The 16,339-nt window shown below is 63.9% G+C and carries 14 protein-coding genes; 6 read left to right on the forward strand and 8 right to left on the reverse strand.

The window, feature by feature from the left end; translation table 11 throughout:
• The first annotated feature begins 7 nt into the window (after window positions 1-7).
• From ERL55_RS07535 to ERL55_RS07545, 3 genes are all read left to right on the forward strand, one after another.
• Window positions 8-3,001: a Tn3 family transposase gene (locus tag ERL55_RS07535; RefSeq protein WP_129135882.1), complete on the forward strand. Its 2,994-nt coding sequence runs from the start codon at window positions 8-10 to the stop codon at window positions 2,999-3,001.
• A gap of 73 nt (window positions 3,002-3,074) precedes the next feature.
• A complete protein-coding gene (locus ERL55_RS07540; protein WP_129135883.1) occupies window positions 3,075-4,178 on the forward strand; it encodes an EAL domain-containing protein in 1,104 nt (367 codons plus the stop codon).
• 79 nt (window positions 4,179-4,257) lie between these two features.
• On the forward strand, window positions 4,258-4,650 hold the full coding sequence (locus ERL55_RS07545) for a DUF4124 domain-containing protein (RefSeq protein ID WP_164972143.1): 393 nt from the start codon (window positions 4,258-4,260) through the stop codon (window positions 4,648-4,650).
• Window positions 4,651-4,810: 160 nt separating this feature from the next.
• On the opposite strand, the gene ERL55_RS07550 is transcribed toward ERL55_RS07545, so the two are convergent.
• From ERL55_RS07550 to ERL55_RS07565, 4 genes are all read right to left on the reverse strand, one after another.
• Window positions 4,811-5,995 carry a Fic family protein gene (locus tag ERL55_RS07550; RefSeq protein ID WP_129135885.1) on the reverse strand — a complete coding sequence of 395 codons (1,185 nt, stop codon included), beginning with the start codon at window positions 5,993-5,995 and terminating at the stop codon, window positions 4,811-4,813.
• Between the two features lie 159 nt (window positions 5,996-6,154).
• Entirely contained in the window at window positions 6,155-7,453 is a 1,299-nt protein-coding gene (locus ERL55_RS07555; RefSeq protein WP_129135886.1) for a HAMP domain-containing sensor histidine kinase, read from the reverse strand.
• The gene (locus ERL55_RS07560; RefSeq protein WP_129135887.1) at window positions 7,450-8,139 is read right to left on the reverse strand and encodes a response regulator transcription factor; all 690 of its coding nucleotides are present in this window, start codon (window positions 8,137-8,139) and stop codon (window positions 7,450-7,452) included. Before ERL55_RS07560 ends, ERL55_RS07555 begins: the two co-directional genes overlap by 4 nt.
• Before the next feature lie 3 nt (window positions 8,140-8,142).
• Complete coding sequence (locus ERL55_RS07565; protein ID WP_164972144.1) at window positions 8,143-9,258, reverse strand: type 1 glutamine amidotransferase domain-containing protein; 1,116 nt, start codon at window positions 9,256-9,258, stop codon at window positions 8,143-8,145.
• Between the two features lie 2,186 nt (window positions 9,259-11,444).
• Here ERL55_RS07565 and ERL55_RS15135 point away from each other — a divergent pair.
• Both ERL55_RS15135 and ERL55_RS14920 read left to right on the forward strand, forming a co-directional pair.
• The gene (locus ERL55_RS15135; protein WP_232142330.1) at window positions 11,445-11,684 is read left to right on the forward strand and encodes a hypothetical protein; all 240 of its coding nucleotides are present in this window, start codon (window positions 11,445-11,447) and stop codon (window positions 11,682-11,684) included.
• Window positions 11,685-11,978: 294 nt separating this feature from the next.
• Window positions 11,979-12,734, forward strand: a complete 756-nt coding sequence (locus tag ERL55_RS14920) for a hypothetical protein (RefSeq protein ID WP_164972147.1) — start codon at window positions 11,979-11,981, stop codon at window positions 12,732-12,734.
• A gap of 127 nt (window positions 12,735-12,861) precedes the next feature.
• Here ERL55_RS14920 and ERL55_RS07580 read toward each other — a convergent pair whose 3' ends face one another.
• From ERL55_RS07580 to ERL55_RS07590, 3 genes are all read right to left on the reverse strand, one after another.
• A complete protein-coding gene (locus ERL55_RS07580) occupies window positions 12,862-14,085 on the reverse strand; it encodes a Wadjet anti-phage system protein JetD domain-containing protein (protein WP_343132702.1) in 1,224 nt (407 codons plus the stop codon).
• Window positions 13,985-14,293 carry a type IIL restriction-modification enzyme MmeI gene (locus tag ERL55_RS15060; protein ID WP_206733290.1) on the reverse strand — a complete coding sequence of 103 codons (309 nt, stop codon included), beginning with the start codon at window positions 14,291-14,293 and terminating at the stop codon, window positions 13,985-13,987. The genes ERL55_RS07580 and ERL55_RS15060 overlap by 101 nt, the downstream gene beginning before the upstream one ends.
• Before the next feature lie 329 nt (window positions 14,294-14,622).
• Complete coding sequence (locus tag ERL55_RS07590) at window positions 14,623-15,246, reverse strand: cation transporter (RefSeq protein WP_095209458.1); 624 nt, start codon at window positions 15,244-15,246, stop codon at window positions 14,623-14,625.
• A 94-nt stretch (window positions 15,247-15,340) separates the two neighbouring features.
• Between ERL55_RS07590 and ERL55_RS07595 the strand changes: the two genes are divergently transcribed.
• Window positions 15,341-15,736, forward strand: coding sequence for a helix-turn-helix domain-containing protein (locus ERL55_RS07595; RefSeq protein WP_095208871.1), 396 nt, complete (start codon window positions 15,341-15,343; stop codon window positions 15,734-15,736).
• An 8-nt stretch (window positions 15,737-15,744) separates the two neighbouring features.
• Here ERL55_RS07595 and ERL55_RS07600 read toward each other — a convergent pair whose 3' ends face one another.
• A complete protein-coding gene (locus ERL55_RS07600; protein ID WP_096009486.1) occupies window positions 15,745-16,338 on the reverse strand; it encodes a cation transporter in 594 nt (197 codons plus the stop codon).
• Between the last annotated feature and the right edge of the window lies 1 nt (window position 16,339).

The following is a 16,339-nucleotide window of genomic DNA, read 5'->3' on the forward strand; positions in this document are numbered from 1 at the left end:
GTTGCGCATGACGACGTTGCACGAAACCGCCTACCCGCGCCTCAAACCCGATCCCACCGCCAAAGAACTGCAGGAGATCTACACGCCCACTGAGGCGGAGCGGCTGTGCGTGGCCGCCATTGCCACCGGCTCGGCCACGCGGTTGGCGCTGCTGCTGCACCTGAAGCTGTTCCAGCGCCTGGGTTACTTCGCAACGTTGGCCGAGGTGCCCGAACGCATCGTGCAGCACGTCGCTCAGGCGGTGGGAATACGTCGCGTGCCGGCCGATCGATTGGCGAGCTACGACGCCTCGGGTAGTCAGCGCAAGCACCTGGCCCAGCTGCGCACGTTTCTCAACGTCCGTCCGCTCGATGCCGGCGGTCGCGAGTGGCTCAGCACCGTGGCCGAAACGGCGGCGCAGACCAAACACATCGTGCCCGACATCGTGAACGTGATGCTCGAAGAGCTGGTGCATCACCGCTTTGAGCTGCCGGCGTTCAGCACGCTCGAACGCCTCGCAATCGCCGCCCGCGAACAGGTTCACGACATGCACTACCGCCAGATCGCCGACGCGCTGACGCCGGCGATGCGGGCACTGATCGACGAGTTGCTGCTGACCCCGCCGGGCAGCCACCATAGCGGCTGGCACGCGCTCAAGCGCGAACCCAAGCGGCCGACCAACAAGGAAGTGCGCCATTACCTGCAGCACATCCAGCGGCTACGCACCTTGGCCGAGCAACTGCCGCCGATCAATGTCTCGGTGCCCAAGCTCAAGCAGTTCCGCGCGATGGCCCGCGCGCTCGATGCCAGCGAGCTGGCCGAACTGGTCCCGGTCAAACGCTACGCACTGGCCGCGATCTTTATCCGTTCGCAATACCGCAAGACGCTCGACGATGCCGCTGACCTGTTCATCCGGCTGATCCAGAACCTGGAGAACACCGCGCAGCAGAAGCTGATCGCCTATCAGCTCGAACACAGCAAACGCGCCGATGCGTTGATTGGCCAGCTCCGGGAGATCCTGCAGGCCTACCAGGTCGAGGGCACCGACACCCAACGCGTCGACGCGATCGAGGGCGTGCTGGTCGCCGACATCGGCCTGCTGATGTCCGAGTGCGATGAACACATGGCCTACGCCGGCCGCAACTACCTGCCGTTCCTGCTGGCGCCGTACGGGACATTGCGCCCGCTGCTGTTCAACTGCCTGGAGATCATGGGCCTGCGGGCCGCCAGCCAGGACCCGGGCATGGAGCGCATGATCGGCGCCGTACTCGCGCTGCGCAGCCAGCGTCGCGAGGCGATCGACGCGGCCGGGCTGGGGCTGGACCTGACCACCGACCTGACCTGGCTGTCGGCCGCCTGGCGCAAGCACGTGCTGCCCAAGGCCTTGGCTGCGGCCAGCCCCGGCTGGATCCACCGCAAGTACTTTGAGCTGGCGGTGCTGGCGCAGGTCAAGGACGAACTCAAATCCGGCGACCTGTACATTCCGCACGGCGAGCGCTACGACGACTATCGCGAGCAGCTGGTCGACGAGGCGACGTTCCGGCAGGAACTGGGCGCCTACGGCGAGGTGTCGGGGATCGCCACCGACGCGACGGACTTTGTGCAGGGCCTGCGCACGGAGCTGACGACGTTGGCCGATGCCGTCGATGCCCGGTTCCCGGACAACTTGCACGCCAGCGTGGTCGACGGGCGGCTGGTGCTCAGGCGCCTGCAGGGTGCCCAGGTGACGCAGGCGATTGCCGCGGTGGACAGCGCGATCACCGAACGCCTGCCGCCGACCAGCATCGTCGATGTGCTGGTTGACACCACCCGCTGGCTGGACCTGCACGTGCACTTCCGCCCGATCGCGGGCACTGACGCGCGGGTCGACGATCTGATGCGGCGAGTGATCACCACGCTGTTCTGCTACGGCTGCAATCTGGGGCCGACCCAGACCGCACGCTCGGTCAAAGGCTTCAGCCGGCGCCAGATTTCCTGGTTGAACCTGAAGTACGTCACCGATGAAACGCTCGACAAGGCGATCGTCGAGGTGATCAACCTGTACAACAAGTTCGAGCTGCCCGGCTATTGGGGCAGCGGCAAGAGCGCCTCGGCCGACGGCACCAAGTGGAGCGTGTACGAGCAGAACCTGTTGTCGGAGTACCACATCCGCTACGGCGGCTATGGCGGCATCGGTTATTACCACGTGTCGGACAAGTACATCGCGTTGTTCAGCCACTTCATCCCGTGCGGCGTGCACGAGGCGGTCTACATCCTCGACGGGCTGCTGGCCAACCGGTCCGACATCCAGCCCGACACCGTGCACGGCGACACCCAGGCGCAGAGCTTCCCGGTGTTCGGCTTGGCGCACCTGCTGGGCATCAATCTCATGCCGCGGATCCGCAACATCAAGGACCTGGTGTTCTCCCGGCCGGAGCCGGGAAGAACCTACCAGAACATCCAGGCGCTATTCGGCGACAGCATCGACTGGAAGCTGATCGAGACCCACCTGCACGACATGCTGCGGGTCGCGATCTCGATCAAAGTGGGCAAGATCACCGCCTCGACGATCCTGCGCCGGCTCGGCACCTACAGCCGCAAGAACAAGCTGTATTGGGCCTTCCGCGAACTGGGGAAGGCGGTGCGCACGTTGTTCCTGCTGCGCTATATCGACGATGTCGAAGTGCGCAAAACCATCCACGCCGCCACCAACAAGAGCGAGGAGTTCAACGGCTTCGTCAAGTGGGCGTTCTTCGGCGGCGAGGGCATCATCGCCGAGAACGTCCAGCACGAGCAGCGCAAGATCGTGCGTTACAACCAACTGGTGGCCAACCTGGTCATCCTGCACAACGTGGAGCAGATGACCCGCGTGCTGGCGGAGCTGCGGCAGGGCGGCTCTAACATCAGCCCGGAAGTGCTGGCTGGACTGTCACCGTACCGGACCAGCCATATCAACCGGTTCGGCGACTACACACTGGACCTCAAGCGCGAAGTCGCGCCGATCGATTTCTCTAGGCGGATTCTGGAGAGCATGGACAGCTAGGGGAAACAGTCGTTTGAAAACATCAGCTTAGGTAGGATTCGGCCCGTTTTTACACGAATCCCTGCCGACCCTCATGATCGCCGCCGGCGACGCCATCCTGTTCGTGGCACCCGACTGGTTCCGCAACATCGCCGAGGCGGACCGGCGGATGGCGTCCATGGTCACCACGCGCGACGGTCAGCACGTCATGCGCGCATGGGGCGACACGACGACCCTCATGCCGGGTGCGACGGAAGAACCGTGGCACGACTTCGGACCGACGCGCGTGCAGCGCGCCTGCGACGACGACTACGACCTGTGCGCGATGGCAAGCCTGCGCGCGTCGGGGCTGTGGGGTGGATCGCTGCAGGCGGTGCTCGGCCTGTGCCTGCTCGGCGGCCTGGCAGGCGTCGGCGTCAATTCGCTGCTCGGCGCGTCACGCCGCAGGCGCGCATCGCTCGAGGCTCGCCTCACCAGGGTGATCCGCAACGACCGCCTGCGCGTCGTGTACCAGCCGTTGCGCCGCCTGTCAGACCGCGGACTGGTCGGCTTCGAGGCACTCGTGCGCTGGACCACGGCAAGTGGCGACGACGTGCCACCGGACGTGTTCGTGCGACTGGCCGAGGCGAGCGGGCTGGGCCGTTCCCTGGCGCGCCAGGTGGTCCGCAAGGCCTTCACCGAAATGGCGCCGGTGTTGCGGGCCGACGCCGGGCTCTATCTCGGCATCAACCTCACCGCCGAGGACCTGCTGGACGCGCAGTTCCACGAGTACCTGGACGAGCAGGCGGCGCACCACGGGATTGCCGCCACGAGCGTGGTACTGGAGATCACCGAGCGCTCCACCGCCATGCGCGACGACCTGGTACGCAACATCCGCCATCTGCGCGCGAAGGGGTACCGGTTCTATATCGACGACTTCGGCACCGGGTATTCCAGCCTGGACTACCTCGCGACGCTGCCGCTGGATGCGGTCAAGATCGACAAGCTATTCACCCAGGCCGCAGGTTCGGACTCGGTGGTCGGGCAGATCTTCGAACCGATGTGCACGATGGCGATGGCGTTGCGCGTGGGCATCGTCGTCGAGGGGATCGAGACCGAGCAGCAGGCCAGGCACGTTTGCCGGGTGGCGCCGCAGGCGATCGGGCAGGGCTGGTTGCTGGGGCGCCCGGTGGCCATCGACGACCTGCCGAAGACCTGAGCTACCGGCGGACCGGCTCCGGATTACACTCGCCGCACGCATGGATTGCGGCAGACAGGAGACAGGGATGAGGGCAGGGATGATCGTGGCCACATGGCTGGCGTTGTGCGCGCCGGTGTCGGCGCAGACCGTCTACAAGTGCGTCGGTGCGGATGGAGCGGTCTTCCAGTCCACACCGTGCGCGGCAGGGCACCAGCAGCAGCGAACGTATGGGGGCGAGTATGCGACTACGCCACAACGGCAGGCGCAGATCGACCACGACCACGCGCGTGCGCAGGCGATGACACGTCGCGGTGTGCGCGCGTCATCGCGTGCAACCTCACGCACCGGCGCGCGGTCCGCGCAATCGCATTGCGACCGGGTCAAGGCACAGCGCGATCGCGCCATGCAGGCGCTCGGCAACCGCCGCACGTACGCGCAGATCTCGTCCTGGGCCACCGAGGTCAGCCGCGCATGCAACCATCGCCGCTGAGTGTCATTGCACAGGATCGCGGCGGGTGAGCATGGGACAAGCCATGCGGTGATCGCGGCGGTGCTGCTCGCGCTGTGCGTCTTCGGCTCCCTCAGGGGGCTGATTGTCTGGTACGTGGTGTCGAAGGAACTGGCCCCCATGCAGCGCGATTCGCACGGGCTTACGCCTTGGGTTCTTCGGTGAAACCGGGGCGGGGCGGCAGTGGGATAACCGCGGCCGATGCATTGATTTCGTAGCGGGTGCTGCGGCCACCCCCGGGCAGGCGGCGGATGCAGCCCTTGTCCAGCAGATCGGCGAGGTGGCGCGTGGCGGTGGCCTTGGAGACCTTGGCGACGGTCTGGTAATGACGGGCGGTCAGGCCCTGTTCGAAGCCGCGTTCGCCGCCGTCCAGCAGCCGGTTGAGGACCTTGGTTTGCTCGGCCGACAGGGCCTGTTCGCGATGGGCCTGCCAGAAGCGCGCCTTCGCCAGTACACGGTCGATGCGGTACAGGGCACGGGTCAGGCTGTCGTGCAGGGTGCGCAGGAACCACTGCAGCCACGTGGTGATGTCGAGGCCGTCCTTCTGGCTGGCCTCGAGCACGCGGTAATAGCCCGCGCGGTCGGCGAGGATGCTGGCGGACATGGCGTGGAAGCGGATCGCCTGCGGCTGGGCCTGGGCGAGGGCGAGGTCGGTCAGGGCGCGGGTCACGCGGCCATTGCCGTCGTCGAACGGATGCAGGGTGACGAACCAGAAGTGCGCGATGCCGGCCCGCAGCAACGGATCGAGCGCGCTGTCCCCGCGTGAGGCGTTGAACCAGGCGATGAAGTCGCGCAGCTGAGCTTCGAGCCCTTCGCGCGGTGGAGCCTCGAAATGCACGATCGGGCGGTCGATGCGGCCCGATACCACCTGCATTGGCTCGCTGCCGCGCAGCTCGCCGATGCGGATGCGCACGGGCAGCAGGTCGCCGCTGGCGGCGAACAGCCAGCGATGCCACTGCATCAGCCTTGCCAGGTCGAGCGGAGCGTCGGCACGGCGGGTGGCGTCCAGCATCAGCTCGGCCAAGCCTTCGGCGTAGCCGGTGGCGCGGCGAGTCGCCTGATCGACGAGACCCAGTCGGCGGGCGAGGGACGAGCGCACCGACCCCACGTCCAGCTGCTCGCCCTCGATCGCCGAGGAATCAACTATGTTGGAGAGCAGGGTGTCGAGCGCGTCCTTGGCCTGCAGGTCGCCGGCGGTGGCGCCGGCCATGCCAAGCAGTTGGCCCTGCGCTTGCTGGCAGTCGCGCAACAGAGCGGCCAGCGATGTGGCATCCCATGTGAAACGGGGCCAAGCGGAGTCCTGCCAGATCCAGCGGGGCGGCGTCATCAGGTGGCTCGCATGAGCTGATTGAGTGCTCTATTTGGATCGTGTAGTGAGCCGAATTTACCGGTTATTCGGGCCATCTGCATCTTGGCGGTCGGGTTTCACAGAACTCCCAGATGTCACCCGGCATCCGGCAGAGCTGGCGTCGACGCACTGGGGTGCTCATCTCGCCAGGGCCAGATGGGCGACGACGCCAAGTCCGACACGGGCGACTGTGCCGCCGCCGTCGGTGTCGAAGCGCAAGGCGATGTCGTGGCGTTCGCTCAGTCGCCGCACGATCGCGAGGCCCAGACCGAAGCCGGCGCTGGGGTCGCCTTTGACGAATGGGCGGAAAGCGTCCTCCTTGATGCCACCGCAGGGATTGGCAATGCGCAGCCAAGGCCCATCCACATCGATCACCACGATGCCCGTGGGAGTGTGGGCGAAAGCGTTTCCTACCAGGTTCGATAGCACGACATGCAGCACGGTTTCGGGCTGGTATGCCCTCGTACTGGCAGCTACGTTGAGCTGGACTTCCACCGCGCGCCCGTCCAGCACAGGAGCCTGCTCGACGATCACGCGCTCCAGCAGTGGGAGCAGTGCGAGTTCACCGGGTGCCTCGGCGGCGTGCCGCTCGCGCGCCAGGACCAGCAGCGTGGCGACCGTCTGCTCGAGCTGACAGGCGGATTGGCGGACGTGGTCGAGCTGCCGACGCGACTCGATATCCAGGCCGTCGCGGGCGGCCAGACGTTCGCATGCGCTTCGGATGACTGCTAGGGGCGTGCGGAGCTCGTGGCTGGCATCGCGGGTGAACTCGCGCTCGCGTGTGACGAAGTCATCCACTCGCAGGATCAGGCGCTCCAGACCGCGTGCGAGCATCCCAACCTCGTGGTCGGGGAAATCATCTGAGAACCCGGCAGGCAGATGTAAGGGGGTGGCCTCATCGACCAGCACCGCCAGTCGCGATAGCGGTGCGGTGGTCCGCCTTGCCAGCCATGCACCGAGCAGGAGCGACAGCGACAGAACCACAAGGCTTGACCAGCCAAGCCACCGCAGGATGTCGCCGCGCATCGGTCGCACCGCGAGTTGCTGGCTGACCTCGGCCACCACCCACGCCGATTCGGCCTTGGTAGGCAGCTCAAGCTTTACCAAGTGGTAGTGCCGGCCGTCGTTACCGGAGAATTCGCGACGCAAAGGCTCAGCGGCCAGCCGCGCGTCAAGCCCGTCGGGGAGGGTGGTCGGATCGACATGCACGGCGACGAAGTGCAACTGTGGGCGCGTCCAGTCGCCGGTGGCGGCGTGATGCGCCAGCTGCACCTGCGCTTCCTGTTGCAGAAGGCCGTCAAGGAAACGGTCCTCTACAAGGTAGACGAACAGCACAACGTAGAAACCGTACAGCGCAGCAACGAACAGGGCGAAGCCAGCGAATGCCAGCATCAGCCGGTGACGAAGCTTGCGGCGGGGTGGCGTGGTGCGGGTCACGAGTCGGCTTCCAGGCGGAAGCCGACCCCGTGTACGGTCTTCAGCATCGGGACCGGAAACGGGCGATCCAATGCTTGCCGCAGTGTGTACAGATGCGTGCGCAACGGATCCGTGTCGGGCGGGGCGCCGCCCCAGATGCGCTCAACCAGCTCGCTACGGGTGAGCGTTCGCGGCCAAGCTTCGGCCAAGGCGAGCAGCAACTGCCGTGCAGTGCGCTGTATCTGCAGCGTGCGGCCCTCCCGCTGGACAAGTCCGCTGCGCCGATCGATGCTCAAACTGCCGATACGCAGCACATGCGAGGTGCCGGCACGGTGGCGCTGCGAGAGGGCCAGGCAACGCGCGAGCAGCTCGGCACTGGCAAACGGTTTGACCAGGTAGTCGTCGGCACCGCTCCGGAAGCCCAGTAGCCTGTCGTCCAGAGCGTCACGGGCAGTGAGCATCAGCACTGGGACGTGGCGATCCGCCTGTGCGCGCAGGCGCTCGCAGACGCGCAGGCCGTCGAGCCCCGGGAGACCCAGATCCAGCACCAGCACGTCTGGTGGATCGGCCAACGCCGCCTGCAGCCCGCTGAGACCGTCGGCGACGAAGGTCGTTGCGATTCCGTGGCTGGCGAACATCACCTCCAGGTTGTCGCGCAGCACGGGGTTGTCCTCGATCACCAGGATGTGCAGCGCGGGGAGGTCCATGGCTCAGCCGTCGATCCGCTTCAGAAGAGCATCAGCCTCCCCCATCTCCGGAGCCGCCTCCAGTACCTGAAGTACCAGTCCGCGCGCCTCCGCACGCTGGCCCAGGCGGAGGTGCGCTTCGGCAGCACCGAGCTTAAGCTGCGGCTCGTCCATGTGTGGCATGGCCAGCTCCATCGTCTGCAGGGCCCGTCGCAGCAGGGCGGCATCCTCGCCGGCGACCTGCGCCTGGTAGTAGCCGAGCAGGCCGATGAGTTCAACGTGGTAGCGGGCAGGGTCCTCATGGAGGGCCGCCGTCGCGCCTGCGATGTCGCCGCTCCGCAGGCGTTCCACAAGGGCCATGCTCAGCTCGTCGCGCCAGGGGGCGCGTGCTACGGGCGTCCGGCCCAGGCCGCGCACAACCGCCTCCGCAACCGCAGTGGTCGAGTAAGGGTTCTGGCCGGTGATCAGGCGCCCATCGATGGCCAACTTCGGCATCATCAGCGGTGCCTCGTCCCACGCAGCCCCGCGTTCCCGCAGGGCGTCCTCGAGCAGCCAGGGAAATTCCGCCGCCCATTTTTTTCCGAACACAGCCTCCTCCTTGTTGCTGAAACCGGTCATGCGCCTGCCGGCCACCAGGAGGCTGCCGTCGGCGAGGCGAACATCAACGAGTGCGGCCGGACCATGGCAGACCGCCGCGATCAACGCTCCGTTGTCCCACGCGTGGGCGAGCAGCCGTTGGAGCCCCGCATTCCCAGGCAGGTCGAACATTGCACCCTTACCGCCGACCACGAACACCGCGGCATACTCCTCGCCACGCAGCTCGTCTATGCGGCGCGTATCTTCCAACTGCTGCATTGCTTCGGCATCCGCCAATAACTCTGCGTTGAAAGGCTCATCAGGGTTGTATTTGTCGGCCTCGATCGCGCCGCCTTGCGGGCTGGCGACCTCAACGGTCAGACCATTGGCCTTGAAGATCAGCCACGCTTGCGAGAGTTCGTCGAATTCATATCCGGGGCGCGTCTTGCCGGCATCGCGGCCCTCGCCGCTGAGCACGACCAAGACACGGTCCCCGGCGGATACGGAAGGAAGGTTCAGCAATAGGACGGCTGCGAGCAGGCAGGAGAGTGTCAATCGGATCATGGCGGTTCCCAGTTCGCATCAGGAAGAGACAGGATCGCGCCGCCGTATCAAGCGGATTTCAATCGCACCGTGCGTTTTGGCCCCGATGCACGAGGAAGTGCTGAGGCTGGAGGGCCGCTTACCGATGCCCCGTCTATGCCGGCACAGCGGTCGCCGGCGACCACGGGAGAAGCGGTTGACTCAGACCATGCGACGAGCTAAGACGAAATCGCCGCGCGCATGGCGAGAGCGGCAGACCCAGCAGTCGATCATCGTTGGAGATGAAAGCAGCTACGGAACTAGCAGCGAGGGAGCGCAAATGGATGTCACTGGAATCAATCCCGCCGCAATCGGAATTACCAGTTCTGGAGACCTGTTTATTCAACAGCTGGCGCAAGACGGTTCGCCGGTCATGCCGATGCGGCCATCGACCCTAAAGCGGGCGCGGATGACGCGGCCTTCCTGGTCTGGTCACGAGACGCAAAGCCTCAAGAGACAAGCTCTCAAAAGACGTGGACGCGGTGCACCCACTTCAGACCACATCTGGTGCCCCAACGGTTGAGTCCCAAGACAAGGGGCTAACGTGGCCTCGAGGAACCAAGCCGTCGACGACCGTGGCGTTTCGCCGAAGGTAGGAGTCGTCTGCCAGACGGGCGATACCCTCATCAGACGGTACCGACTAGAGTGCGTTGCACAGTCATCGGACTTGGCGGCAGGTTGGACCCTCGACCTGCAACTTGGGGGCGTTTTATGGTCGGACCAGCAACTCTGCGGCATCTGTCGTTCAGAAATATTTGGGCAGTTCGCAGACACGGGGACAGTTCCTGTGCGGCAGACAGTCGGGCGACGCCGCAGTGAAGGCGCCGCAGCCGCCCGGTCGGACGTGGGGACCCAAAGAACTTCGCATAATGTAGATTATGTAATCTCTACACACACATGCGTAAGCTTCCCCGATGTTCGCGATTTTTGTTTTTGTCACTTTGCTTGTTAATTGCGCTGCCGACTGATTTCTAAGGATTTTTCCTTAGGGAAGACACAGTCGGTTGACGTCAGCCGTCGACGGATGTCTCTCTGGGCCACCAGCCATAGGGACAGCTAACGGCCCATGTCTGCCGCACAGGAGCTGCGCGTGTCTGCGGATGGATACGCAGGGTGTAGCAAACCTGAGCACTTATAGCGGCTTTACGCTATAACCGCCTATAGGTTGCTATTGCTTTGGGTTCACTGATAGGCGCCGCTCCACATCGCGCCGAAGACGCGACGTACGGATCTAAATCCGTCCTCATCTTCCAGTAGTTCTGCGGGAGTGCGTCCATCGAGTGCAGGTTGAGGGCGCCTGATCCATTCTGCCAGCCACGTTTCGGGATCGAAGTCCTGCGGCCACCTGTCGGGTCCTTCCCGCGCACGCAACTCCTCCAACAGTTGTGCGAGGCGCTTGGTTCGACTCTCTGTGTCCACGCGAGGCCCTCCTCGGTGCAATTCTTCAGCCATTTGCCCCACCAGAGATCGTCTGTAGGTAGCGTAAGACATGATCCACGTCCCCGTCGCGGATCGCAGCGGCCATGGTACGGCCTGCGAGAACTCGGATCGGCGTGTGTGCCAAGTGAAAAGCGGCGCTACTGGCGCTCGGGCTAAGTTCCAGAAGGCTCTGGAAGACCACTTCATGGTCTCGCCACATCCTTTGTTCTTCAGTCGTGGTCTCACGCTCTTTATGTGACATGCGGGAGTCTCTCTTGGGGTGCCCGGGTGGTCCCTGTCTAGCCGGCATCTGGACCATGTGCTTTCGCCGGTCTCCGGCGTTTGGGCTTGGGTTTAGGCTTCGCGCGCTCTAAGGCAGATGTTAGCGCTGCAGGTAGGTCGCGCAAATGAAGCAGTTGTCTCTCCAACGCCTCTGCTTTGCTTCGTTCGACGGCGGCCTCCTGCCGGGCGAGCGCAAGTTCGCTGCGCACCTCCTCCAGCCTCCTGAGATTTGTCGCGTCCGATGCTGCACGGTCCCGGCCAAGTGCGGCCAGCTCCCGCTTGAGCTCCTGGGTTTCTCGTCTTGCCCGATCAACCTCGCCGTGAGCGCGATCTTCCACGGCTTGGACATGTCGCGTCAGACTCTTCCTGTCCAAGACACTCTGCTCTTGGAGTAGCAGTAGGCGATTTTCAGCCTCCTGACGTGCCAGATCCGCGTCCTTAGCCCTCGCTTCCGCATCGGCGCGCTGATGCCCCAGCCCCTCGAGTTGCGTCTCGAGCTGTCGCACGAGACGAGCCAGCTCTTCGGCCCGGGCGATGGAGACGTCCCGCGCGTGGCAAGCATCAGCCGCGTCCCGCCGAAGGGCCGAAACTTCGTCTTGTACAAGCTGTCGCTCGCGGTCGAGTTGGACACGCGCTTGATCAAGCGCCTCTCGATCGGCCGCAAGCGCGGCCTTGGCCGCAAAATCCGCGTGAGCGAGGGCAACTGACCAAAGCTGGCTGGCCAGCTCTGAGACCTCTTCCGGCGCATCTGGAAGGTTGACGCCGGCTCGCCGTGCCTCCAAGCGTTCACCTAGGCCCTTCCACCAGGTGTCGAGCCAGCGCACAACCGTGTTTGGGGAGCCGGTACCCAGGTGCGCGCGGATGCGTTCCACCGTGGGCCTCTCGCCACCGACTACAAGGGCGTCGGCTGCGCTGTGGACCTCGGTTTCGGTGATGCCACGTGCCATTTTCAGTCTCCTGCTTTGGCGCCCCACCCCGCGCTTGACTATCTGTACGAATCCATGCCGGATTTCAAATGGCATGGCCAACAGTCGCTTGGATTCAACTTTCAGCTGAAGAAGGATTTCAAAGGCCCAGCTGCGAATTTCAAACATTGGTCTTTCCTGTGCTTCCGGAAAAATACTCAGTCGCCTCCAAACAACAAATTTATCGATGTGCGTTGGCCGGGCTCTCCCTCGAACGGACTTGCTGTAGCGTCTTTTTGCGATGAACTACTGGAACTGGTTACCCATTTCGCCGTGCATCCTGTGCCCGCTAATGTCTATGGCGCGCTCCTCGCGCCGCATCCCGAGTGGAATAAGCTTGCGCAGCAGATCCTGCACAAAGCTCAGCTGAAGCCGCAGTCCGGACATGCTTCCAAGGTCAAGGGACAGAAGGCTGACGTCCTGATGTGCGCCATGCTGGCGGAGAGGAGTATAGGCATGCCTATATGGATTGATTCCAAAGGCCAAATGTGCAGGGAAGGCTGTACCATCTGTTTCTCGGGGTATGGCCCAGAGGACGTTCCTTACTCTGCCATTTCGACCGGATTCAAGAGCTACCATCCCAGGTTTAATCTGTCGCAGAACATGCGGAAGAACTGGGGAGTTGAATTCGAACCGCGAACAGTAAATGACCGTGAGAGCCGAGGTGATGGCGGGAGTAAGCCACCTAGTGGCGACGGTCAAGGTGGGGGGGAGGACGGAGGAGCGGGCGCAAAGATGACGCTCTTCGTGGATGTGGCTGCTGTGGAAGGAAGAGAATTGACAGCTCCGTAGAGGCATTTATCGGCTTGAAGCTGGCACAGCCTCAGCTTTGCCGCGTCGACTGATTAACGGAACCGGATGACATCTGCTCTACCCCCGATAAATCCCTCTAATCCCTCCGCTATCTTTCGATGCTGATTTACTGCGGCAGCGTCAATTCGACTCTTTCTTGCTCCAATGCCTTGTTTGGCAACTCCTGTAGATTCAACCACCCCGCTTGAATTGCCGACGACCTCATCGCATTTCCCACTGTTTCCGATACATGTTTGCCTTGCCCGTGTATCGTTAGATCCATCAGCCATGGTTGAAGGAAACTATCAGCCGGCAGCGCAACTTCTTTCAGTCGCGCTGCGATCCGGAATCCTCCAAGGTCGATATCTCCCCAGTGATAGAAAACTGTCGACGCAGGAAGATCTCGGGTCAAACGACGAAACCCTGCCACCCATGCGGGCGATGGCATACCACCGGTGAATACCACGACTCCATCATCCCGCCCCTTCAGCGCCTCTGCAGCCAAGTGGAACGTCGTCAGGTTTTCGATCGTCAGCACCCATGCTGGCTTCGCTATCAACCCTCGCACGCTCTGTGGTGCCACGCCCACATATGGCCGCACGATCGTGCAGTCAGGACCTTCCTGCATCGTTATGGCACCAACGCCGGCGACCATCAGCGGGAGTGGCTGCTTGACCAGACCGAGCGTCCTGAGCACTTCCCACTTGCCGCGCGAGCGGCTCGATAGCCCCTCACCGGACAAGACATCAAGCTGTGGAAGGAGTTGCTCGATCCGCTTGGTATCCGAGAACAGATGTCCGCTGAGGACACGAAGGACCTGATCCTCCCCGGGCCTGGCCGCCAGTGCATCGAGCACTTTCAAGGCATCCTGCCAGGAGTGCCAAGAGTCCGGCCCCAAAGAGCGAACGCGCCGAAGCGCCGCCCAAGCTTCCAGGACCTCACCCAGTCGTGGGTACCTATCCAGCCACGGCGCCAACTCAACGCTGGCAACTTGCAGTTGATCCAGATTGGTGGCCACCCCGAGGAGACTTGCCAGCGCATCCACGTCACGCACGCGCACCCATTCCAAGGGGCGATCATCACCACCTTGGTCACCCCACCCAGCATCAACCGCGCCACGCTTGACGGCGTCCTGAATCTGACCGTGACCCCGCATGCGCTCTTCGAAGTCTTCCCTCCAGTAGACGGAGTTCGTCGGCTTCACGTTCGTCTTCTGTGCGGCTGTGGTGGATCTGGTCACCCGCTTGCGCTCACCGCGTTGCAACTGCTCCCGCAGGACCGTCTCGACCCAAAGGCACAGAGGCGCCGCGCCGGTACAGGTCAATCCGCCCAGCGCTGGTGCTGCCGTCACCGTGGAGAAAGGTGATCGGCCGCTCGAACATGTAGTCCTGCTCCGCCGTGGGATGCGGGACGTCGACCTCGAGCAGGCGGCAGAGGTCAATCAGGAAGCTCTGGGAGGTGGAGAGCTCCGAGGCCGCGACACCTTGCCAGCGGGCGATGAAGGCTTCAGCCGCAGCCTGGGCTTGGGATCCTGCTTCCGTACTTGCGGCGTCTGGCACGTGGGCCCCCTGCCCTGCGCATCCTGGCGGTCAATACAGGATACGACACCATGCCTGTTGCGGGTCTCTCGCCCTTGGGCGGCACTCTTCCGCCCTCCAGATCGGCCCAGGTGCCCTAGCCCACCGACCGCTTCCGGCCAGAAGCGGACGTTCTGGCTGACCCGAACTGCCGCTTCGAATCCACTCTTTCAGAGGGTCGGCAGGGATTCGTGTAAAAAACGGCCAAAGGTGAGCTAACTGCCTGTCATAGCTGACTTTCTTGGCCGCTCCAGCCACGCGTCAGAACGGAGCATTTCTTCTTCGAGGACCGGACAACGGGCCGTAACTCGTTATTTCACCTCGTCCCGGTAACTCCGCCAAGCCATGCGGAGTACCCGAGCGGAGGACCGCAGAAACATCAGCAACAGTCCACCGGCGATGACCAGATCGGGCCAGCCGGCATCGAACAGCCACACGCCGGCGGCTGCCAGCAGCACCGCAACACCCTCGTACAGGTCATTGCGCGAGCACTCCCAGGCCGATGACATGTTCACGTCGCCAAAGCGGTACGGGGTAAGCAGCCACAGGCACAAGGCGTTGAACGCAAGATTGATCACGGCGGCGATGCCGATGGCCTCGAAGATCGGCACCTCCGGGTGGGCCAGGCGCCAGCCGATCTGGATGGCGACCGCAACCGCGGCACCGAGGATCAGCAATCCCTTGAACAACGCCACCCTGGCCTTGGCGCGCAGGCTCGCGCCGATCACTGCCAGGCTCAGCAGATAGGTCAACGCATCACCGAGGTTGTCGAGGCTGCCCGACAGCAACGAGGACGAGCCGCTGTAGATCGCTGCGGTGATCATCATCACGAAGCTGGCGATGTTGATTGCCAGCACGATCATCAACACGCGCCGCTGCCCCGCCTCCAGGGCGCGGATATCCACCGTGCTTCCGCAGCCGCACGAATCACTCATGATCATGTCTCCGAGTCGAGCGGGCGTCCGAGGATTTGCGGCCCGCTTCCAGGTCGGCGATCCTAAACCCCGGAGTCGCTACAGAGTCAAGCCCATGAAGATCGGAGAGGTCGCGGAGCGCAGCGGGTGCCATCCCGAAACCGTGCGCTACTACGAGCGCATCGGGTTGTTGCCTGCCCCGCCGCGCACGGCGGGCGGGTATCGCGACTACCGTCCCGCCGACGCGGATCGGCTGCGCTTCATCAGCCGCGGACGCGAACTGGGCTTCTCGCTGGAGGAGATCCGCAGCCTGCTGGGCCTGGCCGAAGACGACGGGTTGTCCTGCCAGGATGTCGACCGTCTTGCCCGCGGGCACCTGCTGGACATCCGGAACCGGCTAAACGACCTTCAGCGGATGGCCTCGGAGCTCGAACGGGTGATTGGCAGTTGCAGCGGCGGCGAGCGCGGCCAGTGCGCCATCCTCGACACGCTGCGCCACCCGCCATCCTAGGTCGGCACTCAAGCGTCCTCTTCGCCACGGGCATCCTGCAGGATCTCGATGCCCCCTTTCAGGGCGATCGCCGCCACTGCGAGCCCCACGACGAGGTCGGGCCAGGCCCGCCCGGTCCACAGCACCAGTCCGCCACCCACGAGCACGCCTGCGTTGGCGATGAAATCGTTGGTGCTGAAGGTCGTCGCGGCACGCACGTTCACATTGGCCTGCCGGATTTTCTTGAGCAGCCACACGCATGTCGCGTTTACCAGGCCGGCCCCCAGCGCCATCACCATCATCGTCGTACCAATGGGCTCGGCGTCACCCAGGAACCGACGGCCCACGTCGACCAGGATCCCAGCGGCGAACAGGATCAGCAGCCAGCCGGACACTTTGGCCGCCGACCGTTTCCAGGCTTGTGAGCGACTGAGTGCGAGCAGGGTGATGATGTAGACGGCGCTGTCGGACGTATTGTCCAGTCCATTTGCGATCAGAGCGCTTGAGCCGGCGGCGACGCCCGTGACCCCGAACCCCGCGGCAAGCGCGAGGTTCAGGGCGAGGACGATCAACAGGATCCGGCGCTGGTGCGCGTCGTGTATCTCGATCTTCTCTTCACTCAAC

Origin of the sequence: Luteimonas sp. YGD11-2 (assembly GCF_004118975.1) — a bacterium.
Taxonomy (GTDB): Bacteria; Pseudomonadota; Gammaproteobacteria; order Xanthomonadales; family Xanthomonadaceae; genus Luteimonas; species Luteimonas muca.